The 24,514-nt window shown below is 68.1% G+C and carries 23 protein-coding genes and 1 tRNA gene; 12 read left to right on the top strand and 12 right to left on the bottom strand.

All coding sequences use genetic code 11. The features are described 5' to 3' along the window. The first annotated feature begins 283 nt into the window (after positions 1–283). Positions 284–1,504 carry a hypothetical protein gene (locus LPA42_RS05600; protein WP_144082536.1) on the top strand — a complete coding sequence of 407 codons (1,221 nt, stop codon included), beginning with the start codon at positions 284–286 and terminating at the stop codon, positions 1,502–1,504. A 257-nt stretch (positions 1,505–1,761) separates the two neighbouring features. Beyond that, a complete protein-coding gene (locus LPA42_RS05595) occupies positions 1,762–2,439 on the top strand; it encodes a hypothetical protein (protein WP_144082535.1) in 678 nt (225 codons plus the stop codon). Positions 2,440–2,475: 36 nt separating this feature from the next. Here LPA42_RS05595 and LPA42_RS05590 read toward each other — a convergent pair whose 3' ends face one another. The 7 genes from LPA42_RS05590 to LPA42_RS05560 all read right to left on the bottom strand — a co-directional run bounded on the left by LPA42_RS05590 (position 2,476) and on the right by LPA42_RS05560 (position 8,653). Then, positions 2,476–2,640: a hypothetical protein gene (locus LPA42_RS05590; protein WP_198956440.1), complete on the bottom strand. Its 165-nt coding sequence runs from the start codon at positions 2,638–2,640 to the stop codon at positions 2,476–2,478. Positions 2,641–2,727: 87 nt separating this feature from the next. After that, entirely contained in the window at positions 2,728–2,988 is a 261-nt protein-coding gene (locus LPA42_RS05585; RefSeq protein ID WP_198956439.1) for a helix-turn-helix domain-containing protein, read from the bottom strand. Positions 2,989–3,082: 94 nt separating this feature from the next. Beyond that, positions 3,083–3,532: a hypothetical protein gene (locus LPA42_RS05580; protein ID WP_144082534.1), complete on the bottom strand. Its 450-nt coding sequence runs from the start codon at positions 3,530–3,532 to the stop codon at positions 3,083–3,085. A gap of 1,146 nt (positions 3,533–4,678) precedes the next feature. After that, on the bottom strand, positions 4,679–6,184 hold the full coding sequence (locus LPA42_RS05575) for a pentapeptide repeat-containing protein (protein WP_228986380.1): 1,506 nt from the start codon (positions 6,182–6,184) through the stop codon (positions 4,679–4,681). Between the two features lie 205 nt (positions 6,185–6,389). Continuing rightward, on the bottom strand, positions 6,390–6,758 hold the full coding sequence (locus LPA42_RS05570; protein ID WP_144082533.1) for a hypothetical protein: 369 nt from the start codon (positions 6,756–6,758) through the stop codon (positions 6,390–6,392). A 53-nt stretch (positions 6,759–6,811) separates the two neighbouring features. Then, positions 6,812–7,357 carry a GNAT family N-acetyltransferase gene (locus LPA42_RS05565; protein ID WP_077935961.1) on the bottom strand — a complete coding sequence of 182 codons (546 nt, stop codon included), beginning with the start codon at positions 7,355–7,357 and terminating at the stop codon, positions 6,812–6,814. Positions 7,358–7,372: 15 nt separating this feature from the next. Continuing rightward, the gene (locus tag LPA42_RS05560) at positions 7,373–8,653 is read right to left on the bottom strand and encodes a hypothetical protein (protein WP_228986379.1); all 1,281 of its coding nucleotides are present in this window, start codon (positions 8,651–8,653) and stop codon (positions 7,373–7,375) included. A 687-nt stretch (positions 8,654–9,340) separates the two neighbouring features. Here LPA42_RS05560 and LPA42_RS05555 point away from each other — a divergent pair. Further along, positions 9,341–9,634, top strand: a complete 294-nt coding sequence (locus LPA42_RS05555) for a hypothetical protein (protein WP_077935959.1) — start codon at positions 9,341–9,343, stop codon at positions 9,632–9,634. A 30-nt stretch (positions 9,635–9,664) separates the two neighbouring features. Then, positions 9,665–10,012, top strand: a complete 348-nt coding sequence (locus LPA42_RS05550) for a DivIVA domain-containing protein (RefSeq protein ID WP_228986378.1) — start codon at positions 9,665–9,667, stop codon at positions 10,010–10,012. 260 nt (positions 10,013–10,272) lie between these two features. Here the strand turns inward: LPA42_RS05550 and LPA42_RS05545 are convergent. Continuing rightward, positions 10,273–10,345: transfer RNA gene (locus tag LPA42_RS05545), tRNA-Arg, on the bottom strand. A 310-nt stretch (positions 10,346–10,655) separates the two neighbouring features. On the opposite strand from LPA42_RS05545, the gene LPA42_RS05540 reads away from it, so the two are divergent. From LPA42_RS05540 to LPA42_RS05535, 3 genes are all read left to right on the top strand, one after another. After that, positions 10,656–10,844 (top strand): hypothetical protein, encoded by a 189-nt coding sequence (locus LPA42_RS05540; protein WP_144082532.1) that lies wholly within the window; start codon positions 10,656–10,658, stop codon positions 10,842–10,844. Positions 10,845–11,009: 165 nt separating this feature from the next. Then, the gene (locus LPA42_RS33780) at positions 11,010–11,273 is read left to right on the top strand and encodes a pentapeptide repeat-containing protein (RefSeq protein WP_077935958.1); all 264 of its coding nucleotides are present in this window, start codon (positions 11,010–11,012) and stop codon (positions 11,271–11,273) included. Between the two features lie 119 nt (positions 11,274–11,392). Continuing rightward, positions 11,393–12,604 (top strand): IS256 family transposase, encoded by a 1,212-nt coding sequence (locus LPA42_RS05535; RefSeq protein ID WP_228986377.1) that lies wholly within the window; start codon positions 11,393–11,395, stop codon positions 12,602–12,604. A gap of 240 nt (positions 12,605–12,844) precedes the next feature. On the opposite strand, the gene LPA42_RS05530 is transcribed toward LPA42_RS05535, so the two are convergent. Continuing rightward, on the bottom strand, positions 12,845–13,288 hold the full coding sequence (locus LPA42_RS05530; protein WP_077935970.1) for a VOC family protein: 444 nt from the start codon (positions 13,286–13,288) through the stop codon (positions 12,845–12,847). Between the two features lie 102 nt (positions 13,289–13,390). On the opposite strand from LPA42_RS05530, the gene LPA42_RS34365 reads away from it, so the two are divergent. Then, complete coding sequence (locus LPA42_RS34365; protein WP_144082531.1) at positions 13,391–15,340, top strand: ABC transporter ATP-binding protein; 1,950 nt, start codon at positions 13,391–13,393, stop codon at positions 15,338–15,340. Further along, positions 15,337–17,127 carry an ABC transporter ATP-binding protein gene (locus LPA42_RS05520; RefSeq protein WP_077935956.1) on the top strand — a complete coding sequence of 597 codons (1,791 nt, stop codon included), beginning with the start codon at positions 15,337–15,339 and terminating at the stop codon, positions 17,125–17,127. Before LPA42_RS34365 ends, LPA42_RS05520 begins: the two co-directional genes overlap by 4 nt. Positions 17,128–17,133: 6 nt before the next feature. On the opposite strand, the gene LPA42_RS05515 is transcribed toward LPA42_RS05520, so the two are convergent. The 3 genes from LPA42_RS05515 to LPA42_RS05505 all read right to left on the bottom strand — a co-directional run bounded on the left by LPA42_RS05515 (position 17,134) and on the right by LPA42_RS05505 (position 20,357). Then, entirely contained in the window at positions 17,134–18,336 is a 1,203-nt protein-coding gene (locus tag LPA42_RS05515; RefSeq protein WP_077935955.1) for a hypothetical protein, read from the bottom strand. Positions 18,337–18,453: 117 nt separating this feature from the next. After that, entirely contained in the window at positions 18,454–19,617 is a 1,164-nt protein-coding gene (locus LPA42_RS05510) for a cytochrome P450 (protein ID WP_077935954.1), read from the bottom strand. Beyond that, entirely contained in the window at positions 19,614–20,357 is a 744-nt protein-coding gene (locus LPA42_RS05505) for a phytanoyl-CoA dioxygenase family protein (RefSeq protein WP_158229376.1), read from the bottom strand. Before LPA42_RS05505 ends, LPA42_RS05510 begins: the two co-directional genes overlap by 4 nt. Positions 20,358–20,763: 406 nt before the next feature. Here LPA42_RS05505 and LPA42_RS05500 point away from each other — a divergent pair, with 406 nt between their 5' ends. From LPA42_RS05500 to LPA42_RS05490, 3 genes are read left to right on the top strand one after another with little or no spacing between them, the layout of a single operon-like run. Beyond that, on the top strand, positions 20,764–21,966 hold the full coding sequence (locus LPA42_RS05500) for an aspartate aminotransferase family protein (protein ID WP_077935952.1): 1,203 nt from the start codon (positions 20,764–20,766) through the stop codon (positions 21,964–21,966). After that, entirely contained in the window at positions 21,963–23,501 is a 1,539-nt protein-coding gene (locus tag LPA42_RS05495) for a beta-N-acetylhexosaminidase (protein ID WP_077935951.1), read from the top strand. Before LPA42_RS05500 ends, LPA42_RS05495 begins: the two co-directional genes overlap by 4 nt. Further along, positions 23,494–24,507, top strand: a complete 1,014-nt coding sequence (locus LPA42_RS05490) for a Gfo/Idh/MocA family protein (protein ID WP_077935950.1) — start codon at positions 23,494–23,496, stop codon at positions 24,505–24,507. The genes LPA42_RS05495 and LPA42_RS05490 overlap by 8 nt, the downstream gene beginning before the upstream one ends. Positions 24,508–24,514 lie beyond the last annotated feature (7 nt).

Below are 24,514 nucleotides of genomic sequence, written 5' to 3'. Positions count from 1 at the left end.
GTGGCTGTACAGCCACCGTACCGCTGGCGCGAGTTGGCCCTTTTACACCCACCGCAGCAAACAGGCGCCATCAATCCGACCTTTCAGCCCGTCAATCCCCAAGCCGGCGTCTGCCGACGCTGACTGCCCTCGGCTGCACCTGATCTACGCCCTTTGATCTTACGCTGGACTGCCGTCCGGGTCTGCGCCAGTGACCCCACGCCAGCCACGCGAACTAGGGGCCATCCGAAGACAACTCACTTTCGCGCTTCCCTTGCCGCTCGACAAGCTTTATGTTAAGCCAGTGACCTTACCTCAAGGGGCCGACCGCCCTGCGTACGGCCTAGCCTCCCTGGAAGAGGGAACCCAGGGCGCAAAGCTGAAATTCCGGTTCGATGTCGAGCTAGACGCAACAGAGTATAAGGAACTTGAGACAGCACTTAAGCCCGTACTGCGACTTGGGGTACGCGACATCTTCAAACTAGTGGCCCGCAATTACGAGGAAATAGATTCGCTGAACACATACTACTTGAGACTGTTCGGTTTACCTCGGGAGCATGGGCGCATCCAGCCACGCGATGCAGCGATCGGGTTTATGAACGCCTGCATTAACTGGCTGAACGTTGTCCGACTATTCCTTGACCATGAAGAAACGTGGCTCAAGCGAACATTTGGCGAAACATCCACTCACTTCATCGACTTCAAGTCGGCATGCAGTCGCGCGTTTGACTCCTCTATTGCATATCGATTTCTCTACAAGCTCAGGAACTATGCAACTCACTGCGGATTACCCATCAGTAGCGTGCATCTTGATACCCCTACGGAAGAGGAACGGGCAGCCGGACTACATCAAAAGATCTCTTTCCGCCTCAATCGAGACGACCTGTTGCGCAATTTCAACTGGGGCCCGAAAGTTCGAGCCGACTTGGCCGCAATGGAGCCAGCTTTTGAACTACTTCCGTTGATTAGTCAGGCTATGCCTCACCTCGACGGAATCCTGCAAACCACGGTTGCAACTGACGTAAGGGAGTGCCTTCAAGCGCTTCCAGTTGTTCGGCGACACCTCAATCGAATGACCGTTGAGACGACCCAACCGTGCCTTCTGCGTCTAACACCGAGCGGCCAAGGGGGTTACCAAATGTCGCCTACATTAATACCAATGGATGCCATCGCCAAGCTTGAGTCAATAGATCCAACAGGCGACCTTCTTGCTCCATTCCGGCGTGCTGGTGAATTCATCAGACCCGGCCCACCCCCCATGTCACCTGAGGGCCGGTATCGAATGAAGCGCGGATCCCTGGTACTCAGCGCTCATCTACACGAAGGCGGCCCTTCGCCGGCATTCATCGATACAGTAAATCGACTGATAGATGAGGACGGGGACATTGAGCCAGTGCTGACTGGGACGATCAACTTGGGAGTAACTTTGCTCCACTTGGCGTCGATGGCGACAAACTCAACTCCGCAGTCAATCCTTGCCTCGTTCGGGGAAGGCGACGAAGATCGAGCGAAACATAAGTTGTAGATCTATCCCTTCTCCCCAAGAGGCGACATCGTGGTTTCGTTCGGCGGGTACCACTGGCCGGCGGCCTGGTGCTACCCCCTGCGGCCCCGCATTGGTGCGGTCGCTTGCGGCACCTGACTGCTGTACGACGCACCCCTGCCTGAGGGCACCGCCGGTAGCCCCTGCGGACCCGCGCAGCAGGTACTCGTACAAGAAAGCGAAGCCCGTGTCAGGTAACCGACAGCACCAGTAGGCGCATGACGGGGCATCATGCCGGAATGATCGTTGATTCATGCCTACAGCGCCTACTGAAGCTGGGCATCATCGCGAGTTTGTTGGCCTTAGCCGTCTGCCCGATCGCCATCTCTAAGAGCTACCGTCCTCCATCTGGTGAAGAGGCACCTAAGGTCACCGACTGGATGCAAGCATGGGGTGGATTCTTCAGCACCCTGTTTGCGGGAGGGGCCTTCGCGGCAGCCGCAACTGCACTCTATATTGAGCGGAAGCGTCGACACGAAGACGTTAAAAGGCTCGACGAGCAGCGCTCGGAGGACCTGGCTCGAATGGAGGCGGATCAGGCGGATCGAGATGTGGCGCAAGCACGTCTGATTATGACGACCTGCGAGTTCGATGAGCGAACGATGCAAATCGTATCAGTGACAGTCGTGAATCACAGTCAGTATGCCATTTTGGACGTCGAGCTATGGGTTGGGCTCCAGAGCGAAGGGGGGAACCCAAACAAGACGCGATGGCGCGAGGTTATTCCGGTACTCCTGCCAGGTAATGGGTTCGAGCTGAGCAACCCACCTCAGCGCTTCGTGTTAAGCGCCAAGAGTGCGGACCACTACGTACCTTGGGTTGAGTTCGTCGATGCACGCGGCCTTCGCTGGCGTCGCTATAACATAATGCGACCTATCCGCGTCTTCGACGCAGCCCATGATACTGTCAAAAAGTGAGAAGCGCGGTTCGCCCATTCCGTTGCTAGCGCCTCGTCATGCAGCCTTGAACGGGTAATCCGGGTGGCGGATCTTGGAGCCGGTGGCGAATCCGGTTTTCGGTCGGGCTCGTTGGTTGCGCCAGCGGATGTAGTCGCCGGTCGCGGCGTCCTGTTCGGTGTGGCTGCGATGGTCGGTGCCGTTGAGGGCGAAGTACCGCACAGCTTGGCCAAGGACCAGCAGGAGAACGGCTGGCCGAGGAAACGGGGGTCGCACCGGGCGATGACACAGATCCAGTCGCGGGTCTGCTCATCGACCCGTCTCGGTGCGCCCCCGCTCCATTTTGGGTCCAGGGCGTCGAACCCCCGCGTGGATCACGTTCCGCACGTAGTCCTCGCTGGTCTTGAGCAGGTGGGCGATGTCCGGGGTCGGTTGTCCCTGGGCGGACATCAGCACCACGATCGCCCGACGCAGCTTCACCGGGTCCTTCGCCGTCCGACCGATCCGCTGCAACCGCTGCCCCTCGACCATCGACGCCTGCCGGACAAACACCTCCGGCCGTCTGCCCACCGGCCACCACCTCCCCAGACGAGTGCTGGGAGACAGCCGCCCGATACATCCTCAGAACCAGCGGATTACACGATCAACGCTCAAAGACAAGGCATTAGTTCTGATTCTCAGATTCTGCAACGATCGCCTCTACGATGTCTTCCAGTGTTTTGCGTTTTGCGAAACGCCAAGAATTCCGAACGGTCCACATCGCGGACGCTGCGGCAGAAACAATAAATATAGCCTTCCAGGTTTCTGAACTGACACCAAGAAGGGGCTGAAAATTAGCCGTAACAAGGCCAACGAAGAGCGCCAAGAAGACACCAAGAGGGCCAATCAGCGAACCCAAGTCGGCATACATTGGCAGGGTCTTCCGTAGAGCAAGCTCGATCTTATCCCGTGTGGTAATGTGCACATTCTGCGCAACATTCACTGTGAGCGTTGTAGAACTACTGATTCTCTCGCCCACATCCAGGCTCAACGTGCTACGTCCGTCCCGCTGCACGGGTAGCATCTCATCCTTCCCCAGGACTTGCCCCTCGGCCGGCTCTTCCGCGTAAGTCACTTGGGATCTTTCCCCGCCTTATCGAAGTCCTCATTATTCAGCAGGCCGAGTACGCCGAGCGCATGCTCCGCAACGAAGCCACATTTGCTGCAAACCGTTACGGCAACGGGAATCGAAGCACCGCCCAACCGGAAGGACATGCCATTAGACTGAAGACTATTGAAGACTAGGCCATCCGTGACAGCGAAATTTCGATTACGGCATCGAGGGCACGGACTGTCTGCCCCTCTTTCCGTAAGGGCTTTGATAATCATTGCACGCTGTAGGTCTGTCAAGAAACCTGACCGGCTGGCGGGGCCGTTGGGTGGGCTAGTCACCCTCGCATTATCCATGTCGAGTGAGTGACCGCCCGGCAGCTCCTCCGCTCTGCCATCCCGTCTGCCGCCGACCCACACACCGTGGAGCCAGGGCCAGGGTGACAAGGTGGAGCGCCCTACAGGACGTACGACGTTGTCACCCTGGCCCTGGTCTGCTCGGCTTGCCTGGGTCGGTGGCTGACGGGATGGCATCCCTCGTCAACCGCCCACCCACCGGAACCGTTCGGCAACTCCATCCCGGAGTCGTCTGGCCCCCCGCCGGAGGCGCTCTGACCCCGCGTCCGCCGGCCGCCTGCACCGCCCGTCGAACCGTTCGGCAACTCCCACCTCGGTCGAGCCCAGCCACCGAATGACGACCCCGACGCACCCGCACCCGTCCGACCGGCGGGAGGAGTCACCTCGCTCGGGCTGGCGGGTGACCACTCCGTCGGGTTCCTCAAGCCGTCGGCCACCTGGCGGTGACGCGCGGGCAGCTCCCCACCCGTTCTCTACCCACCTCGCCCTCACCTTCACCTTCTCCCCCCACCCCGGACACCCGAGCGGCCTCGTGTTCCGTTCGGCAACTCCGCCACGGGCGTCCCTGTTACGGCTTCGAAGATCGTCGGGTGGACGCGGCCGGCGGTCGGCTTCGTCGCATCGACCTAGTCGAGCCAGGCTCGTCACCGGGTCACCTCACTGACCCCGGGGATGACACGCGGGGCGTGGTTTGCGGGCCGGCTGACTTTCCGCCCCGAGCCGGTAGGCCCGGGGCGGCGGCTCCGCAGGAGCCGGTTGCCGCGCCCCGCGCCGCGCGTCAGCGCCTTGATCCCATAGAGGTCAATCGGCAACGCTATTCGGCAGATGGCTGTTCCGGTCCGTCGTACCTTGCCCCGGCGAGGGTGGCCCCGCCGAAGCGCGTGGTACCACTGAACGTCGCCTTGCCGAACCTGGCGTCGCCACTGAACGTCGCCTTGCCGAACCTGGCACCGTCCCCGAACGTCGCCTCGTCAAACCCGGCGACGCCCCCGAACGTCGCCTCGTCAAACCCGGCGACGCCGCTGAACGCCGCCTTGTCGAACCAAGCGTCGCCCCCGAACGTCGCCTCGTCGAACCCGGCGTCGCCGCTGAACGCCGCTTCGTCGAACCCGGCGTCGCCGCTGAACGCCGCTTCGTCGAACCAAGCGTCGCCGCCGAACGTCGCCTCGTCAAACCCGGCGTCGCCCCCGAACGTCGCCTCACCGAAGCCAGCGACGCCCCCGAACGCCGCCTTGGCGAACCAGGCACCGCCGCTGAACGCCGCCTCGCCGAACCAAGCGCCGCCGCTGAACGCCGCCTCGCCGAACCGGGTGGTGCCGCTGAACGTCGCCTCGCCGAACCGGGTGGTGCCGGTGAAATGGGTTCTAATGAAGATGGCGTTGTGGAGGTGGCAGCCCGCGAAGTCGAGGTCGATGAGGACGGCTTCGGTGAGGTCGAGCACCACCTTTGGGCCCCAGTACGAGGGGTGGGGCTTTCCTTCTGGGGTTGTTGGTCGCAGGTGGCGGGCGAGGATGCGTTGGGCGGCGAGGCGGACTTGGCGTTCTTCCCGAGGGTCTGCGGCCGGTTTGTCGCTGTCGGCGGTGGCGGCCGTCGGTGCGGCGAGAGCCGGGCCGCCCGCAGGTGGTTGATCGCAGGGTTCCGGGGCCGACTCGCCGTCGGGTGGGGTGTAGGGCATGCGCAGGTAGGCGCAGATCACCTCGACGATGCTCTGCCGGTGGGCGGGGTTGTCTTGGGCGAGGCGTTCCAGGGCGTACAGGCCGGCGAGGCGGACCGGGGCCTTGTCCGCGCCGAGCTGGTCGGCGGCCTTGACGTACAGCTCCGTGACGCGTTTCTCCCCGGCGTCGTACTCCGTCGCCTGCTGGGTGCGCTCGGCCAACTGTTGCCGGCGAAACGCCAGCAGCAACGCGAACGCGGCAGTCACCGCCGCACCGATGGTCAGCCCGGTGCGGATGGACTCCACCCGCAACTGCGCCCGCTGCACCCGGTCACCCACCACCGGCACAGAGCCTTGCAGCCAGGTGACCGCAACCCAGGTGACCGCTCCCACCACGGCCACCCCAACCGGGACCACCCACGACCGCAAGGGCCGCACCTGCCGATCCGGTGGCGTCGGCGCGGCAGACACCTCATGCTCCACGCCGTCCCGCCGCCACAACAGGACCCCCGCGACCAGCGCCGCCACGCCTCCCGCCACCGGCACCAGCACCCGCCACCCGGAAGTCAGGACCCCCCACCACGATCGAGGAACCAACACCAGCACGACCGACATCAGAACCAACCCGCCGACCGCCATCAAGGCGACACTCAACCGTCTCGTCACACTGCGCAATCGTGCCCGTACGAGGCAAATCGTCTCGTGGCCGTCGATGGGCCACCGAACGCAGCAGGTGTGGAGCACACGCGGATCGACCGGCCACGCGCCCCTGTCGACCGGCACGAGCGGCCCCGCCGGGGACACCTCGAACACGTACAGGAAGTTCGAACCAATTGCCCCGGCAATGAGATTTCTTCCAGTGCGATCGGTCCTACGTGCTGGTGTCAATCGTCCGCCGGAGGCGTTCCACTGCTGCGTAGATCGACTGCTCGGGGCCTGGCCGGCTGGGGCGCCATTCCACGATGACCGGGCGGACGGCATTCGCCAGGCTGGCTACGGCTTCCTCGGTGCCTGGGCCGGGTAGCTGGCCGAGAGCATCGATCGCGCCAATGGTCGTTTCGTAGCGGTGGCTGTTGGCTGGGGTGTTGCGCCAGTTCGGGTTGTCGCGCCACGCCTGCACGCGTTCGCGTACGTCGGCGGCGGCTGCGTGGATTAGGTCGGCCCGTTGCTGGGGTGTGAGTGCTGTGGGGTGCGGTCGGTCGTCGGTGGGTTCTTGCGGCGGCGTGTCGGCGTCGCGCATGGCGGCTATCGTACCGGCGATCGGTCGGACAGCTCCGCGCCTCAGACCTAACGTCAGCCGGCGGCTGGAGTCCATTCCCGGGCGAGGATGGAGTAGAGCAGGGAGTCGCGCCATGCTCCGTTGGTGAAGACGTGATCGCGTAGCCGGCCCTCGTACCGCATGCCGAGTCTTTCGGCAACGGCGTTGGAGGCGGTGTTGTCGGGGCCGATGGCGGCGGTGATGCGGTGGAGTTTCAGCGTCTGGAAGCCGTAGTCGACGATGGTGCGGGCGGCGTCGCTGGCGTAGCCGTGGCCCCAGTGGTCGGCGCTGATGGCGTACCCGAGCTTGGCGGCCTGGTGGCCGGTGAGGCCGAGTCGCGCGAAGCCGATCATGCGGTCTGTGGTGTCGGTGACGGCCAGGTAGTACTCGGTGCGCGGGATGTGCTGGGCGCGTTGGATGGTGCCTTCGACCATGGCGACTGCGGCGGCCTGGTCCCGGCTGTCGAAGGAGAGCCATTGGGTGACCCGGTCGTCTCCGACGATTGCCCACGCGTCGGCCGCGTCATCGGAGCGCATGTCGCGCAGGGTGATGACGCGGCCGGGGATGGTGATCGGGTCCATGCTCCCGATCGTGCCCTATCGAGGCAGGGCGTTGGCCGGGGTGTGGGTGAAGTGTTCGATGCCGTCGATGAGGTCGCGGGCGTCGCCTGCGTGGCCGGCGCGAGTGATGGCCTGATGGACGCGGCGCACGGAGTGAATGATGCCGTTGATGCGCTGGTCGGCGGGCAGGTCGAGCACGGGGGCCAGGGCGTCGGCGGCGGCGTCCAGGTTCCCGCTGGCCACGCGGGCAATGGCCAGGTTGGCGTGGGAGCCGGCCTGGTCGCCGAACGCCCATGCCGGGTCATTCGGGTCGGCGTACGCCTGGGTGGCGCGAAGGGCGTATCGCTCGGTGGCGGTGGCTTCGCCGGGTAGCCAGGCGAGGGCGTCGCTGGCGTAGTAGAGGGTGCGGGGCTGGTTGAAGGTGCAGATGCCACCCATCTCGTCCATCTCGTCGGGGCGTACGCGGGACCAGGCGTCTTCGGCCTCGGTGATGGCGGCCTTGGCCTGTTCGGCGTTGCCGAGTGCGGCGTAGGCGCGGGCGGCGCTGGCGGGCAGCCACACGGCGGAGGTGCCGCCGGCCTGGGTGGCGTGCTCGCGGCCGGCTTCGGCGTAGCGGACCGCCTCGGCGTAGCGGCCGGCCCAGTACGCGACGAGGGATTGCAGACCGCGCAGCCACGCCTGTAGCCCGGGGTGTCCGGCCTGCTCGGCGCAGAGCACGGCGGTGCGGGCCTGGAGCATCGCCGAGTGGGGGTCGGCCATATCGTGGGAGACCTTGGCGAGCAGGCCGCTGGTGATGCCGGCGAGGAAGTGCAGGTCCCTGGACTGGTTCGGGGCCTGGCGGCGCTCCAGGAGGGTGAACAGGGTGTCCTGTGTCTCGACCAGGTCGGGCAGCACGTGGCTGACGGGGCGTTGCGGGTAGGCCAGGGCGAGGCGCTGCACGTCCTCGGCAAGCTGTTCGATGGCGGCGGGGCTGGTGGACTCGGCGGCGAGCATGGCGTACTGACGGGCACGTTGTGCGGCCATGGCGAGAAGGTTCCTTTCCGGGCCGGCGCCGGTGGGGTCGACAACAAGGTGTCGCTCCGGCGCAGGGGTCAACTGGTGGGGAGCCCAGGGGCGCTGTAGTTCGTCGATGGACTTGTTGAACATGGCCTGTAGTGCCCGCCGAGTGGCGGGGGTCGATGAGGCCAGGTCGCGTTCGCCGCGTGCCAGTCGCCCGAGGTGCCGGGCGCTGATCGCCGCCCGGGAGTCCATCCGGGAGAACTCGTCGGCCACTTCCTCGTACGTGCGGTCGCTCTGCTGGATCAGGTACTCCAGCATGGTGCGAGGTTCGCGGCGTTCTCGTGCCATCCGTCTACGCCTTCCTGATGGGCTGTCTCCACGCTCGCCGGGTGAGGTCCTTGCGGCAATGAAGGTCCTCGTGGTGTCCGCTCGATGTCCGCCAGAGGTGTACGTACGGGTCCTCGATCGGTCCCGTAGGTCCCGGGCAGGCTCTCCTACATGGACGGCTCACCCACCGCAATTGTGCATGTGCATCCCGGTGATGCACATGGGCAACCGCGTCGGCGCGCACACCGGGAGGTGAGCTCAGCGAGGAGGGGCGCTGAGCAAACCGGGGTGCGTGTCGTGCGGTGCGTGGAGGGGTCGCGCCCACAGCGGGGACCGCATCGGTCCTCGCCGTCCGCACCGGCTGCGTGTCCCGCGTGCGAGGGGCGGGGCTGGAAGATGGCCAGCCCTCGACGCTCGCTCCGGGCACCGGGCGACCCGAACCGGTTGCAGCGGCGCGACTGCCTCGACTGCGCAGGCACCGGTGCGCAGGGGCAGTGGGCGGGGCTGGCGGTCGTCGCCTAACCGGTGACGGCCGCCGGCCCTCTGACGATCACGCGGCGTTGCGCCGTGTCCTGAGTTGGCCCGGGGCGGGTGCTGGTGGAGGCGCGGTGTCGGCCGTAGCGGAAGCCCGCCCGCCTCGGTGCCCCGAGCAATCCGAGACGGGGAAGGCAGGCGGTCGTGGTTCCGAAGCCGGGAGACGTGCTGTACGTCAACCGGCAGGCGTCGGTGCAGTTCGGCGGCGACCGGGCGTTGATCTTCCGGGTCATCAAGGTCCCCGACCAGCCCACCTACTACGGGTGGATCTGGCTGACCGGGTACGTCCTCGATCCGAAGGGCAACGCCCTGGATCGCCGAGAGATCTACGTCCAGAAGGCGGGCCTCCAACGGGCCACCCCGCCGGCCGCTGCGGTCCGCCAACCCGACCGAAAACCAGCGGTACGTACGACGGCCAGGAACGCCGTGCGGAAGTAAGCACGGGCGGCGGCCCGATGGGAGGGTTCGATGGCGGTGGGAGTCTTTCGAGCGGCCTCGCGGCTGGCTCCGATGGTCCCCGAGCAGGTGCGCCGGCTGCGGTTCCGGCGCTCCGGGTTCGGGCGGCGCGGCCTGGCCGAGGAACACGTCTACGCCTTCCTGCGGCGCGTCGTCGACGAGCTGATCGCCAGGGACGCCGCTGAGGCCAGCCTTCGGGAGGAGAACGTCCGGCTGAAGAACGCGCTCCGGGACTGGCAAAGCCAGTTCACGCCGAGGCCGGGTCAGGACGACGACAGCGCATGGACAGGAGATCAGCAGAACGGCAGCAGAGCTGGGCGGCATACAAGTCATCACGTGGAACGACGAGCGAGACGATGACCTCCCAACTCGCGCTCTCGCTCGCAACGCCCGCTGAGCGAGCACGGGAGCATGGGGCCGTGGCTGACGCCGCGGCCCTTCCGCGTTGTGGGGGTTCTGGCCTGGAGAAACCGGGCCGCCCCAACCGTCCAAGATCGTTGCACGCACTCTGCACGGACGGCTACAAGCGGCGGCTCAGGGTGGGCATCCGGCTGCACAGGAGATCAATCGATGCGGGAACGTATCCGCTGCTCAGGTGGCGTTTCTGCTGATCTTCGAGGTGCCCCCGGCAGGATTCGAACCTGCGACACACGGTTTAGGAAACCGATGCTCTATCCCCTGAGCTACGGGGGCGCGAGGGCCTAGTCTAGCGACCTGCGGGTTCACCTGGGGTGGCAGGGAGTGGCCCACGTTCGCCCACGGCACCCGGACCCCCGTTTGCCCAGCCCAGGAGCACAGCTCGAGCACACGAACCCCCGTTTGCGACCACGATCGGCTGTGGTGACCCACGTTGGCGCCGGTTGACCCGGGCTGGCATCCGCTGGCGAGCACACGTCGCGCACATCATCGAAGATCATCTAGAGGGGCTCCCGCTGCAGCGGGCCGGCCGGAGGTGGTCGGATCTCGCTCGACGTGCTGCCCAGCGGTCGGGAGACTGGCGGTCGTGAAAGCCGGAATGGTGTTCCCGGACGGCGCGTGGCAGGAGGTCAGGTTCGGCCTGTTCGTGCCGACCCTCGATTACGGCGGCAGCGCGTGGGGCCGGGATGTGCTCGATCCGTGGGTGTCCGCCCATTCGTCGATCTTGGTTGCGTTGCGGCGGCAACTCGCAGTGGCGCACGGGCTTCCGCCGTGACTACCGGCTGGCCGACCGGCTCCTCTACAACGCGGACGCGGCGCTGGATCCGACGCCGCCGCATCCCGGCGGCCCGGACACAAGCCCGGACCCGAGCCCGGACGTGGACCTGCTGCGTCACCGGCCTCGCCGTAGCTTCCGGACAAAGGAACTCCCGTCGCGGACTTGACCAACGCGAACCTAAGCGGCGCGATCGTCTCCGCGAACCTGACCGGCGCGCATCTGATTGGGGCGGACCTGATCCATGCCCACCTAACCGGCGCGAACCTGTCCAGGGTGAACCTGATGTACGCCCGGACCGATGAGCGCGCCCGGCGGCCTGAGGGAATTGTCCCGTCAGCGCCGTGTGACCGACGCCCGCGTGGCCTTCACTGCCCTACATCAGAAGGCAGCTTCTGGTGTGTGATGTCTGCCTTCGGGACTGCGTAGATTTCCGTGTTTGAACTGGGTGTGGTCCGTTGGACAGGACGTTGATCCTGTCCGGGAAGGACCACGTTATGGCAGACAAGAAGAACGCTGTTTAGCTTCCGCAGTCGACGGCGGCGGAGGTGGAGTTCGCGCAGCAGCTGGTGGAGCGGGCCAAGGCCGACGGAGTGTCGTTGGTCGGGCCGGGTGGGCTCCTGGCGGGGATCACTCGTACGGTCCTGGAATCGGCGCTCGACGCCGAGCTGGATGCTCATCTTGACGAGGTCGGCGTTGACGAGGAGTCGGGTCGGCGGGTCAACATCCGTAACGGGCACGGTGCGAAGACGGTGCAGACCGAGGTCGGGCCGGTGCGGATCCAGGTTCCTCGGGACCGGGCGGGCTCGTTCACGCCGCGGATCGTCCCGAAGCACGTCCGCCGCCTGGAGGGGTTCAACGAGGCGATCCTGTCGCTGTACGCGAAAGGGCTGACGACCGGGGAGATCTCGGCGCATCTGGCGGATGTGTATGACGCCGACGTGTCGCGGGAGTTGGTCAGCCGGGTCACCGACAGTGTCCTGGACGAGATGGAGGCGTGGCGGCAGCGGCCTCTGGACCGGGTGTATCCGGTGGTGTTCATCGACGCCCTGGTGATGAAGATCCGGCAGGGGCAGGTCGCGAACCGGCCTGTCTACGTGGTGGTCGGTATCAGCCTCGACGGGGAACGCGACGTGCTGGGCATGTGGGCCGGCACCGGTGGTGAGGGCGCCAAGCAGTGGGCCGGCTACCTCACCGAACTACGTAACCGGGGTGTGGAGGACGTGTTCATGGTCTGCTCCGACGGGTTGAAGGGCATGACCGACGCGATCGAGCAGGTGTGGCCGCAGGCGGTGCACCAGCAATGCGTCGTGCACCTCGTCCGGGCCAGCCTGCGCTATACGAACCGGAAGGACTGGCAGAAGATCACCCCCGCGCTGCGGGAGATCTACACCGCCCCGACCATCGCTGCCGCGGAGGCCCGTTTCGAGGCCTTCGCAGCCGAGTTCGGTGACCAGTACCCGGCGGTGATCCGGCTGTGGCGGACCTCGTGGCCGCAGTTCGTGCCGTTCCTGGACTACGACCACGAGGTCCGCAAGGTCCTCTACACCACCAACATCATCGAGTCCCTGAACACCCGGTTCCGGCAGGCCGCCCGCCGGCGCGGACACTTCCCCACCGAGCAGGCCGCGATGAAGGTCTTCTACCTCGTCGTCCAGCAGAAACGCAAGGGCGGCAGCAGCATCACCGGCCGGGTCTACGGTTGGGCCAAGGCCCTCAACGCCCTGATCCTCGCCTACGGCGACCGGATCACCATCTAACCATCTCGATCACACCCAACGGTCAAACACGGAAAACGCCACACTCCCGAGACAAACGGTCTGGTCGGGGTTGGCGAGCGTGATCGTGCGCTGATACACGTCGCGGGGTGGGGCGGATCGCTGCGGGCGGGTGTGGTCGATCAGCCACCGCATGCCGGGCGGTGGTGTTACCGATCAGGGCGGTCGTGAGGTGCAGCAGGCTCGTTGCCGACCTTCTGGTACGCGGTGCGCTCGTGGCCGTCAGCTCTCCTCGAAGAAGCCACACGCCGGAGGCAGGGACCAGTCGACGGGCGGGCCGACCTCGGCGTACACCTCTAGCCGGATCCCGTCCGGGTCGTGGAGGAACAACTGCCCCGTCGCCGTGGACGCCCCGGCCGTGGCGGGACCGTCGCGCAGCGGCACACCGGCGGCTCTGATCATCTCCTCCACCGCCCGCAGCGCGGCCACGTCGGCCACCTCGAAGGACAGATGGTGCAGGCCCGCCCGATCGACGGCGAACCCGGCCCACGCCTGCTGCCACAGCGTCAGCAGCACCACGTCGCGGGCCCCGAGATGGGCCCAGGGCCGGTCGCCCGGGGCGGACCGGCGCAGCACGTCGAATCCCAGGACACGGCGATAGAAGTCGATCGATCGTGCGAGATCGGTGACGTTCAGGCCGGCGCTGCCGAGGCGGACCGAGGTCATGCGCCCGATCATACGGCGGACCGCAGCGTCGCGCGGGCGTCGCGATGGCGGCCGCGGGCCCGGCGAAGGGAGAAAGCCCATCGATGAACCCTCTAGAATCCGGTGACGGTCGCACAGGAACGACGGCAGCGGGGGAACATGATCGAGGCTCGAACGAGCGGTTTCCGGAAGCGGTGGCGGGAGAGCGTCGCCCGTTCCCACTGGGAGATCGTCCGCTATCTCCCGGTCGGTGGCCCGACGTTGGTCGGCGCCCTGCTGCTCGTCAACGTCGTGCTCGGTGCCCTGCCGGTGGTCTTCGTCGTGGCCACCAGCGTTCTTGTCGGCCGGGTTCCGGAGGCCGTCCGGGCCGGTACGAGCTCCGCCGCGTGGGACGCGTTGATGGCGAGCTTCGCGGTGGCCGCGGCAAGCTTCCTAGCCCAGCAGCTGATGGGGCCCGCTCAGCATGCCCTCGGTGAGCTGCTCAAGCGGCGGATCGACGGTCGTTTCATCGACCGAGCGATGGCCTCCGCGCTGCACAGCACGGGGATCGGGCCGATGGAGGACGCCGAGACCCTTGACGCGCTCGCCGAGGGCACCGGACGACTCCAGGAGGACTTCGAGACCCCGGGCAACGCGGCGGCCGGTCTGCTGGCGCTCGTCGGCCGGTATGTCCGCCTGGCCGGCCTGGTCGCCATCGTGGCGGTGATCGTCTCCTGGCCCGCCGCGGTGGCGTTGGCCGCCACCACCATGATCTTCCGGTATGGCCAGCGCGGAGGCCTGCACCGCTACTCGGACGTCTGGCGTCGGGTCGCGGATCGGAACCGGCGTGGTGACTACCTGCGCGAGGTGGCGATGAGCCCACGGGCAGGCAAGGAGATCCGCGTCTACGGGCTCTCCGGCTGGTTGACCGATCGCTATCTGGGCAACGCCCGGGACTGGATGGGTGAGCTGCAACGCGACCGCCGACGCATCTACCTGTGGCCGTACCTGGCTTACACCGCGATCGGGCTGGCTGTCGGCTGCCTTGTGCTCGTCGCCGTCGCCCGAGCCGGCACCGACGGCCGGCTCACCCTCACCGACCTCGCACTGTGCCTACAGGCCACGATCGCGGCCCTCCTCCTCGGCGAGTACTACCCGGAGGCCGACGTGCAGACCGAGCTCGGGGTGCGGGCGATCACCGGCATGCGCCGCTTCGACGAGCTGCGTGCCGCGGGGGACGTGCCGCCGCAGTCGGCGGCCACCGCCGACCCGGACGGGCTGCCTCGGGGAAGCATCCGGTTCGAGGCCGTCCGCTTCTCCTACCCGGGCAGCGACCGGATGGTCCTGGATGGGCTGGAGCTGGAGCTGCCCGCCGGGCAGTGCACTGCCGTGGTCGGCGTCAACGGTGCCGGCAAGACCACCCTGGTGAAGCTGCTGACCCGGTTGTACGACCCGGTCGGCGGCACCATCCAGGTGGACGGGACTGACCTGCGCGACTTCGCGGTGGACCGGTGGCGACGCCAGGTCAGCGTCATCTTCCAGGACTTCGTCCGCTACGAACTGCCCGCGGTGGACAACATCGCCCTCGGTGCCGGGCCCCTGCCGGTGGACCGTGCGGCGGTCCGTCGCGTCGCGGCCGACGCCGACATCCTGGAGGTACTCGACGCCGCGCCCGACGGCCTGGACAGCACGCTGGCCGGCGGCTACCGGTCGGGCATCGACCTGTCGGGCGGGCAGTGGCAGCGGATCGCCATCGCCCGATCGCTGTACGCCCTGGAGCTCGGTGCGAAGGTGCTGGTGCTGGACGAGCCGACGTCCGCCCTCGACGTTCGCGCGGAGGCCGAGTTCTTCGACCACTTCGTGTCCCGCACGCGGGGGGTGACCTCGCTGCTCATCTCGCACCGGTTCTCCAGCGTGCGACGCGCCGACCGGATCGTCGTCATCGAGGAAGGCCGCCTGGTGGAGCAGGGGACCCACGACGAGTTGATGGCCGCCGACGGCCGGTACGCCGAGTTGTTCCGCCTCCAGTCCGAGCGCTTCGCCGCCGGTCTGGACGCCGAGGGCAACGTGGTGGATGCGGAGGAAAACCCATGATCGCTTCGCTGCGCGGCTGCCTGAGCCTGCTCCTCGAGTTGTGGCGGGTCGACCGGAGGCGGCTGCTGGTCTCCCTGGTGCTCATGATCGGAAATGCGCTGGCCCTGCCGCTGTCCGCGCTGGCCCTGGGGGCCCTCGTGGATGCCGCCGTCGCGCGCGACACGAACGACGCCGTGACCGCGGCGGCGGCGGTGGCGGTGCTGACCATCGCCGCCCTGACCCTCGGTCACTTCGCCCACATCGTGTACTTCGAGCTCGGTGAGCTCAACACGCTGAACCTCGAACGGCAGCTCGTCGACCTGTCCAACGGGTCGATCGGCCTGGACCACCACGAGCGGCCCGACTACGCCGACCGCTTCCAGGTGCTGCGCCAGGAGATCCCCCGGATGGGCTGGAGCAGCACGACGGCGCTGATGTCCGGCGTCAGCCTGTCGGTGGGCATCGTCATCACGGCGGTGCTGCTGGCGCGGGTCAACCCATGGTTGTTGCTGCTGCCCCTGGCGGCGGTGCCGCCGGTGCTGCTGGGTCGCTCCGCCGAGGCGGTGCTGGAACGCTGTCGCGTCGACACCGCGCACCTGCGCCGGCGGGCGTTGCACCTGTTCAAGCTGTCGGTCGATCCCGGAGCCGGCAAGGAACTGCGGGTCAGCGGTGTGCAGAGCGAGCTGCGCCGGCGACACCTCGCGCTGTGGAACGAGGTCAGCGACCGGCAGTGGCGCGCGGAGTTGCGGGCGGCCGCCCTGCGTACGGCGGGCCTGCTCACGTTCGGTCTCGGGTACGGCGCGGGAACGTTGCTGGTGGTCCATGACGCCGTTGCGGGCCGACGGAGCATCGGGGCGGTGGTCCTCGCGATCACGCTCGCGGTGCAGGTCAACCAGCAGGTGGTGGTGGCGGTGTCGCTGCTGCAGCAGTTGCAGCGGACCGGCTCGGCGCTGGAGAACCTGCGGTGGGCCCGGAAGCTGGTCGGTGCCGGACCTCGCCCGGTGGCCGACGCCGAGGTGCCGCAGCGGATCGAGCAGGGCATCCGCCTGCGTGGGGTGACGTTCCGCTACCCGTCCTCCGACACGGCTGTGCTCAGCGACGTGGACCTGCTGCTGCCGGCCGGGTCGACCGTGGCGATCCTGGGGGAGAACGGCGCCGGCAAGAGCACGCTGGTCAAATTGCTCTGCCGGTTCTACGAACCGGCCGAGGGCGCCATCGAGATCGACGGCACCGACCTGCGGCGGATCCCGGCCGAATCATGGCGACGGCACGTGGCGGCCGGGTTCCAGGACTTCGCCCGGCTGGAGTTCCTCGCCCGGGAAACCGTCGGCGTGGGCGACCTTCCCCGCATCGCCTCGACTGCGGAAGTGACGGTAGCGCTGGAGCGGGCCCGGGGCGCCGATGTCATCGACCGGATGCCCAGTGGTCTCGAAAGCCCGCTGGGCCTTTCCCAGCCTCGCGACGGCGTCGAACTGTCCGGCGGTCAGTGGCAGAAGCTGGCCCTGGGCCGGGCGATGATGCGGACCACGCCGCTGCTGCTCGTGCTCGACGAGCCCACCGCGAGCCTGGACGCGGAGTCGGAACACCAGCTCTTCACCGAGTACGCCACGGCGGCGAGGCGGATCGCCGGGCAAACCGGTGGCATCACCCTCCTGGTGTCGCACCGATTCTCGACAGCCATCAACGCCGACCTCATCCTCGTAGTCGAGGGCGGACGGGTGGCCGAATCCGGCGACCATCAGCAGTTGATGGCCGCCGGTGGCCTCTACGCGGAGCTGTACGGACTCCAGGCCGAGGCGTACCGCTGACGCCCCTCAGCGTTCGGTGTCGCCGCGGCCCGGGGTCGGCACGGCAGCGGACAGCACGTCGCGGTGCGCCCGCGACCACTGCTCGCCGCTGCGCACGCCCTCGACGACGAGGGGCTTCAACAGCCGGCTGGCGACGTCGTACTGCGACTGGGGCAGCACGTTCCGGAACGCACCCATGGCCATGGTGGACAGCGCCTGGTCGGCGACGGGGGTCGTGTAGTCCAGTCGGGATGCGGCGTCGGTGCCGGTGGTGATCTGCGCCGCCCGCATGCCGAGGCTGAACGCGGCGATCCAGAACTCGGTCAGCAGGTAGTCGCCCAGGAGCCGCGTGGCCTCGGCCCGCCCGGGGAACCGGGCGAGAGCCTCGTCGGTCATCGCCGCCAGATCGGCCGCGGAGACGCCGAGGTCCGCGAACACCGGACGGGCCGGGACCTTGCGCCACCGGCCGGGCTTTCCGTCGCGCACCCAGAAGTGCGCGCCGGTGTCCACCGGGGCGTCCGGGTCGAGCGACGGGGCCTCCGGGACGACCCGCATGGCGGACTCCGCGTCCTGGCCCGGCCGGTAGGAGTATGACATCGACGGCATGAGGTCGAGGTCGCTGAGCCCCCGGGAGAGCGTCTGCGCGGTCGCCGCGCCGGGCATCCAGCAGACGGATCGGCGCAGCCCGTGGTGGTCGTTGCCGGTGAGGCTCGGCCCGCTGTCGTGCTCGACGACGTTCGGGACGGCCAGGATGGGGGTGACGCCCTGCGACTGGAGGAAGCCCATCAGCGCCCAGTCGTCCGGCTCCTGCCGGGTGAGCGACTCCCGCAGATGGGTGTCGGCGGAACGCGCCAGGTCGGCCGGCATTACGATGCCCTGACTCGGGATGTACTCGTCGACGACGTCGACCCAGCCGGCACCGGCCAGTGCGGCGATGCGGGCGGCGGAGGCGCTCCAGGCGCCCCACTCGACGAAGAGGCAGATCACCGCGTCGGGCCGGCTCTCCAGCAACGGGAGCAGCGTCTGCACCATGTCGGGAGGCAACTGGACGTCGTCCTGCAGGACCATGTGGTGGGTCGCCCCGGGCCGCACGGCGGCCCACGCCTTCCGGGCAGACCGCAGCGATCCGGCCTCCCCGCACACGCCGTCGTCAGCGCAGATCCGCAGGTCCAGCTCCGGATGCTCGTTGCGCAGCGACAGCGCCATGTCGTACCGGCGCTGGTGGGTCATTACCGCAGCAGACAGCTGTGGCCGCACGACGCTCATCTCCCCCCATGACGAGGTCGGCTGCCGGTGGTCGCCGACACACCGCCTCCACCTTGGATCGCCCCCCCCGGACGAATCGATCTATCTTAGCGTGGCCCGCATCGGCAGGCGGGCCGGACCAGCGACCGCGATGGAGGCCGCCCGGACCGGCGCACCGGCTGCCCGGATCGCCGACGCCGAGTCCAGCACGTGGGAGAGCACGAGCTGCATCTGGCTGCGCGCCAGCCTCGCGCCGAGGCAGAAGTGCTCGCCGGAGCCGAGGGCGAGGTGGCGGTTGGGCGTACGTCCCACGTCGAACCGGTCCGGCTCGGTGAAGATTCGCTCGTCACGGTTGCCGGACGGCACCCACAGAACCACCCAGTCGCCGGCCTCGATGCGCTCTCCCCCGACGGTGCAGGACCGCGTCGCCCGGCGCATGCTGTGGGTGGCGCTCGACGTCCAGCGCAGGATCTCCTCGACCGCCGTGGCCAGCAGGGCCCGGTCCCGGGAAAGCCGTTGCCACTGGTGGGGATGTTCCATCAGGGCGAGCACCCCGCCCGCCAGCGCGAGCCGCCCGTTCTCGGACGCCCCGATCATGTTCTCGCAGTTGAGCAGGATTTCCTCGTCGGTCAGCAGGCCCTTGTCCATCGCCAGGACGAGGGCGCTGACGAGGTCGTCGCGGGGATCCGCCGCGCGGCGATCCATCAGGTCGACCAGGTAGCGCATCAGCTCGGGGTGCGCCACCAACGACACTCCCGCCTCGAACACCTCGTCGGTCCACCGCAGCAGATCGCCGTGGTCCTCGCCGGGCACGCCGAGGATGTGACCGATGACGTTCATCGACAGGGGGGCGGCGACGTCGTGGACGAAGTCGAACTCGCCGCGTGCGAGGGCCGCGTCGAGCAGTTCCTCGACGCTGTCCTCGATGAACCCGTGCAGGTCGCGCACGGCGCGTTCGGTGAAGAAATCGGCGACGACGGAGCGCAGCTCGCGGTGCCGGGGCGGATCGGTGAGCGCGAAGGTGGCGCCACCTCCCGGGTCCTCGCCGTAGCGCAGGGGCCGTAGCAGGACCCCGTGGGCCGAGCTGAAGACCAGGGGATCGCGGTACACCTGGCGGATGTCGTCGTAGCGGGTCAGCGACCAGAAGCCGGGCAGTTCGGAAGGCGGGTGCCAGTGCACCGGAGCGTTCTCGCGCATCCACCGCCACACGGCATGCGGCTCGCCGCTGGCGTGGAACGCGGGGTCGACGAGGTGATCCAGGATCATCGAAGACCGAGCAGGGTGAGCGTCTCCGGGCTGAGGCTCTGCTGGACGTGGGCCGGCACGGTGGTCCAGTCGTAGGGAGACTCGACGTCCGGGGTGGTGAAGGCGTTGTGGATGCTGTGCCTGGGCGCGGTCGACCGGTTGCCCGTGCCGGCGTGGATCAAGTGGGAGTTGTGCAGCAGCGCGGCGCCGCGCGGGGCCAGGACCAGCTGCTCGTCCGGGTGCGGCGCCATCGGATCGGTCATCGTGGCCAGCAGCCGCGTGCGGTCGCGGTGACTGCCCGGTATGGCGCGCGTCGATCCGTTGGTGGCGGTGAACTCGGCAAGGCACCAGATCACGTTGCACTTGTTGAACGGCGGACCGATCGGACGGTCGAAGTCGTGCAACGGCTGGTGGCCCGTTCGCGGATAGACGTGCCGTCCGTTGATCAAATTGACTCGGAGTTCGGGGCCGATCATATGCCGCGCGGCGGCCAGTACGACCGGATGGTTCAGACATTTCTCGAACAAAGCGGAATACAGCAGCAGCATCGGAACGAACCGTACGCCGGGTTCGCCGTACGCGCTGAAGTCACCGCTCAGCCAGATTTCGTCGACCGCTTCGGCGAATCGATCGCATTCTTCGTCGGTCAGTAGACCGGGTATGACGCACCAGCCGTTGACGTCCAGCTCGCGCTTCTGATCGTCTGTCAAGTCGGTCGCCGCCGCAGTGGAAGGTTGATGGCTCAAGCGATCCTCCTGCACAGTCCGTGACGGTGGTCTTCGGCGAGTTTGAGGCAGACCATTACATCATCTCCCGTCATTGTCAATGCTCGGTCCGGATGCCGGAGTGTCGGCCGGAAGCCGTCGCCGACCGGCTGGATCATCGCGCCATCGAAAGATCGCCCGGGTCCGGGGGTTCGTGCTCATCCGGATGTTCCCTCGACGATATTAGATCGGCTACTATCATCGACGCACGACGAATTCTGATGCGCGTGCCGCAGGACGGGGGCCTGATTCGTTGTTGGCTCGGGGGCAGGGCTCTGTGGAACGACCGACCACGCACCATCCAGCGGGACGGCCGGCGGACGCGGCCCGGCGGGCACGGGACCGGGACCGGCGGCACGTATGGCATCCCTGGTCACCCATCGACAACGACAGAGATCAATTGATGTTGTCGCGCGGTGCGGGATACCTCCTGTGGGACGTCGACGGCCGGGAGTACATCGACGGAACGTCCTCGGCGCTGAGCGCGTCCTGCGGGCACGGCCATCCATACATCCGGCGGGCGGTGGAGGCACAGCTCGCCCGGCTGCCGCACTACGACCTGTCCACCGGCAGTCACGAGCCGTCCGGCCTGCTCGCCGAGCGCTTGGCTGGGCTGATGCCCGCCGCATTGTCGCACACCCTCTTCGTCAACAGCGGCTCGGAGGGCATGGAAGCCGCCGTGCTGATTGCGACCTGGTACTGGGCGAACATCGGCCAGCCCCGCCGCCGGGTCGTCTCCCTCGCCCGCGGCTACCACGGCACGACGGTGGTAAGCCGGACCCTGTCCGGCCTGGTGCCCACGGGGCACGGGTTGCGCGACCCCCTGCCGGTCACCCGGGTGGAGCTGCCGGCGGCGCCGGATGACATCCGCCGCCCCGAGCACCTGCCGGCCCTGCTGGCGGCGTTCACCACCGCCATCGACGACGACGCCGACGGGCCCCCCGCGGCGGTCGTGGTCGAACCGCTGCTCAACGTCGGCGGCGGGATCGTGCTGCCGGACGGCTTCCTGCGCGGGCTACGCGAGCTCTGTGACGCGAGCGGGGCACTGCTCGTCCTCGACGAGGTGTTCACCGGATGCGGTCGCACCGGGCGGATGTTCGCCTGTCTGCGCGAGGACGTGGAACCCGACGTCCTCGTGGTCAGCAAGGGTCTCGGCAGCGGATACCTGCCGATCACGGCGGTGGTCACCAACCCGGAGATTCACGCCTCGTTCCGCCGCGATCCGGTCTTCGGCGGCCTGCGGTACGGGCATACCACCTCCGGCCACGCGGTCGCCTGCGCTGCAGCCCTCGCCGCACTGAACGTGATCGAGAGCGAGCGGCTGTCCGAGCGGGCCGAGGTCCTGGGCCGGCGGCTGATCGACGGGTTGGCGCCGCTCACCGGCACCCCCCAGGTGGTCGACGTGCGCGGGCTGGGGCTCGTGGTGACCCTGCAGACCGACTCGGTCGACACGGCCACCTCGCTGGTCACCACCGCCCGCAGCCGGGGCCTGCTCCTGCGGCAACAGCAGGAGAACGTCATGGTGATCCCGCCCCTGATTCTGGACGAGGACGGCGCGGACCAGATCGTGACGCGGATCCTCGGCTGCCTGGCAGAGGCGGCATGACCTCCACCGCACCCGAAACCCCGGCGACCGCCTCGACGGCACCCGGGCGCCCGGCGTCCTCCGCCGCGCTGATCCCCCGGCCCCGGGCGCTCAAGGTCCTCGGCGGGACGTTCGTCATCGGTCCGCACGTCGGCGTCCGGGGTCCCGAACCCGCCGCCGGCCTGGCCCGGGAAGTGCTCGGACTGACGGGGTCCGGCGGTGGGATCGAGCTTCGGCTGACCGACGACGCGAACCTCGGGGACGAGGGATATCGCCTGCTGGTGCGGCCGGACTCGGTCGAGGCCACCGCCGCCACGACGGTGGGTCTCGGCTGGGCGGTGCAGTCGTTGCGTCAGCTCCATCTCGACGGCGTGATCCCGTGCGTCGAGATCGAGGACCGGCCCCGGCTCGCCTGGCGCGGCTCGCTCCTGGACGTGGCCCGCCACTGGTTCTCGATGTCGTTCCTCTATCGCTACGTGGACCTGTTGGCGATGCACAAGCTCAACGTCCTGCACCTGCACCTGACCGATGACCAGGGCTGGCGGGTGCAGATCCAGCGGTATCCGCTCCTGACCGAGATCGGCGGCCACCGCACCGGCTCGGCCACCGCGCACGCGGAGGACTCACCGCTCGACGCGGTGCCGCACGAAGGCTGCTACACCCAGGACGAGCTGCGCGCGCTCGTCGCGTACGGGGAGCGGCGCGGGGTGCAGATCATGCCGGAGATCGACACGCCGGGACATGTCCAGGCGGCCCTCGCCGCATACCCGCACCTGGGCAACGACCCGGGCTGCACCCTGTCGGTCCGCCGGCACTGGGGCATCTCCCGGCACGTGTTGAACGTCAGCGAGGAGTCCGTCCGGTTCGTGTGCGACGTGCTGGACGAGATCAGCGACGTCTTCCCCTTCGGGTTCGTGCACATCGGCGGCGACGAGGTGCCGCCCGACGAGTGGGCGGCCTCGGCGATCGCGGCCGAACGGATCGTCGCCGAAGGACTGTCCGGCCCGGAGATGCTGGCCGGCTGGTGGGCAGGGCGGCTCACCACCCATCTGCGCGGGCTCGGCCGCCGGGCCGCCATCTGGGACGAGACGCTCGACTTCGGGCTGTCCGGAGACCCGCTCGTCTTCGCCTGGCAGGGCGCGCACCGGGTGGGGCAGGCGCTCGCCGCCGGCGCCGAGGTGGTCGCCGCGCCGTACGAGTTCACCTACCTGGACTGGCGGGAGGCGACCACCCCGCACGAGCCCCCGGCCATCGCCGGTGACCTTCCGCTGTCGGTGGTGCAGGGCTACGAACCGCCCGCCGGCGTGCTCGGCCTTCAGGGACAACTGTGGTCGGAGTATCTCGGGACCCCGCAGGCGGTGGAGTGGCGGGCCTTTCCCCGGCTCACCGCCATCGCCGAGAACGGCTGGAGCGACAACCCGGCGGAACCCGACGACTTCCGTGCCCGGCTGTCGGTGCACCTCGGCCGGCTCGACCGGATGGGCGTCAACTACCGCCCCCCGGACACCGGCACCGACCGGGGCGACGCGCGACCAGAGGAGGGCACCGATGGGTGAGCCGCTGCGGCTGGCGGTGGTGGGTTACGGGCAGACCGCCGGCCAGCACACCCGGATCATGAACCGGGAGGGACACCACCTGGTCTGGTCGGTCGGCCGGATGCCGGAACCGACGGCCGCGTTCGCCCGGCAGTACGGGTTCGACCGGCACACCACCGACCTGGCCGAAGCCCTCGACGACCCGACCCTCGACGCGGTGATCGTGTGCACGCCGAACGAGCTGCACGCGCCGCAGGCCGCCGCCTGCCTCGCGGCCGGCAAGCACGTCCTAGTCGAAATCCCCCTGGCAATGAGCTACGCCGAGGGGCGGGACCTGGCCGACACGGCCCGGCGCCGCGGGCTCACTCTGATGGTGGGGCACACGCACCGGTTCCACGGGGCGATGCGGACGGTCCGCGAGGAGGTCGTCAGCGGACGGCTGGCCCCGCACAGCATCACCGCCCGGTACCTGATGATCCGTCGCTCGAACCAGGGCTCCAACGGCTACCTGCGCTCGTGGACGGACAACCTGCTCTGGCACCACGGTCAGCACGCCACCGACACCGCGTTGTGGATGTTGGGCATCGACGAGCCCGGCGGGATCGTCGAGGTGACGCCGATGTTCTCCCGGCCCGACCGCGACCGGCAAGCCCCGCTCGACATCGCCCTGGTGCTGCGGACCCGCCTGGACCAGCTGGTCACGATCTCGCTGTCGTACAACAGCTTCATCAACGTGTACGACTACGTGGTGGCGGGTCGCGAGGACACGTTCGCCATCGAGGCCGGCATGCTGCGCGACCGGGCCGGCGTGCGCTTCGACAACGCCGAGGAGCGCGCCGTGCCCGACTACGGCAGCCGCGTGGACCAGGACCGGGAGTTCGTCGAGGCGGTGCGGGCCGGACGGCCCCCGGCGATCAGCGCCGACTCCGTGCTCCCGGCGCTGGAGGTGTTGCAGCGCGCGCAGGACGCCTACGACGCGCGGCCGGACCCCGAAGCGTTCCACCCCATCGAGAACCTAGCCACCTGAGTCGTCA

It is taken from the genome of Micromonospora sp. DH13 (assembly GCF_020873825.1).
GTDB classification, from domain to species: domain Bacteria; phylum Actinomycetota; class Actinomycetes; order Mycobacteriales; family Micromonosporaceae; genus Micromonospora; species Micromonospora haikouensis.
The sequence above is the reverse complement of the archived record's forward strand: the minus strand, read 5'-3'. Positions and strand labels throughout refer to the sequence as shown.

What these genes read in the sequence shown, in the direction of transcription:
- LPA42_RS05595 (WP_144082535.1), top strand. Translation starts at nt 1,762, where the DNA reads ATGATCGTTGATTCATGCCTACAGCGCCTACTGAAGCTGGGCATCATC.
- LPA42_RS05570 (WP_144082533.1), bottom strand. Translation starts at nt 6,758, where the DNA reads ATGCGCGACGCCGACACGCCGCCGCAAGAACCCACCGACGACCGACCG.
- LPA42_RS05565 (WP_077935961.1), bottom strand. Translation starts at nt 7,357, where the DNA reads ATGGACCCGATCACCATCCCCGGCCGCGTCATCACCCTGCGCGACATG.
- LPA42_RS05560 (WP_228986379.1), bottom strand. Translation starts at nt 8,653, where the DNA reads ATGCTGGAGTACCTGATCCAGCAGAGCGACCGCACGTACGAGGAAGTG.
- LPA42_RS05550 (WP_228986378.1), top strand. Translation starts at nt 9,665, where the DNA reads ATGGCGGTGGGAGTCTTTCGAGCGGCCTCGCGGCTGGCTCCGATGGTC.
- LPA42_RS05530 (WP_077935970.1), bottom strand. Translation starts at nt 13,288, where the DNA reads ATGACCTCGGTCCGCCTCGGCAGCGCCGGCCTGAACGTCACCGATCTC.
- LPA42_RS05520 (WP_077935956.1), top strand. Translation starts at nt 15,337, where the DNA reads ATGATCGCTTCGCTGCGCGGCTGCCTGAGCCTGCTCCTCGAGTTGTGG.
- LPA42_RS05515 (WP_077935955.1), bottom strand. Translation starts at nt 18,336, where the DNA reads ATGACCCACCAGCGCCGGTACGACATGGCGCTGTCGCTGCGCAACGAG.
- LPA42_RS05510 (WP_077935954.1), bottom strand. Translation starts at nt 19,617, where the DNA reads ATGATCCTGGATCACCTCGTCGACCCCGCGTTCCACGCCAGCGGCGAG.
- LPA42_RS05500 (WP_077935952.1), top strand. Translation starts at nt 20,764, where the DNA reads ATGTTGTCGCGCGGTGCGGGATACCTCCTGTGGGACGTCGACGGCCGG.
- LPA42_RS05495 (WP_077935951.1), top strand. Translation starts at nt 21,963, where the DNA reads ATGACCTCCACCGCACCCGAAACCCCGGCGACCGCCTCGACGGCACCC.
- LPA42_RS05490 (WP_077935950.1), top strand. Translation starts at nt 23,494, where the DNA reads ATGGGTGAGCCGCTGCGGCTGGCGGTGGTGGGTTACGGGCAGACCGCC.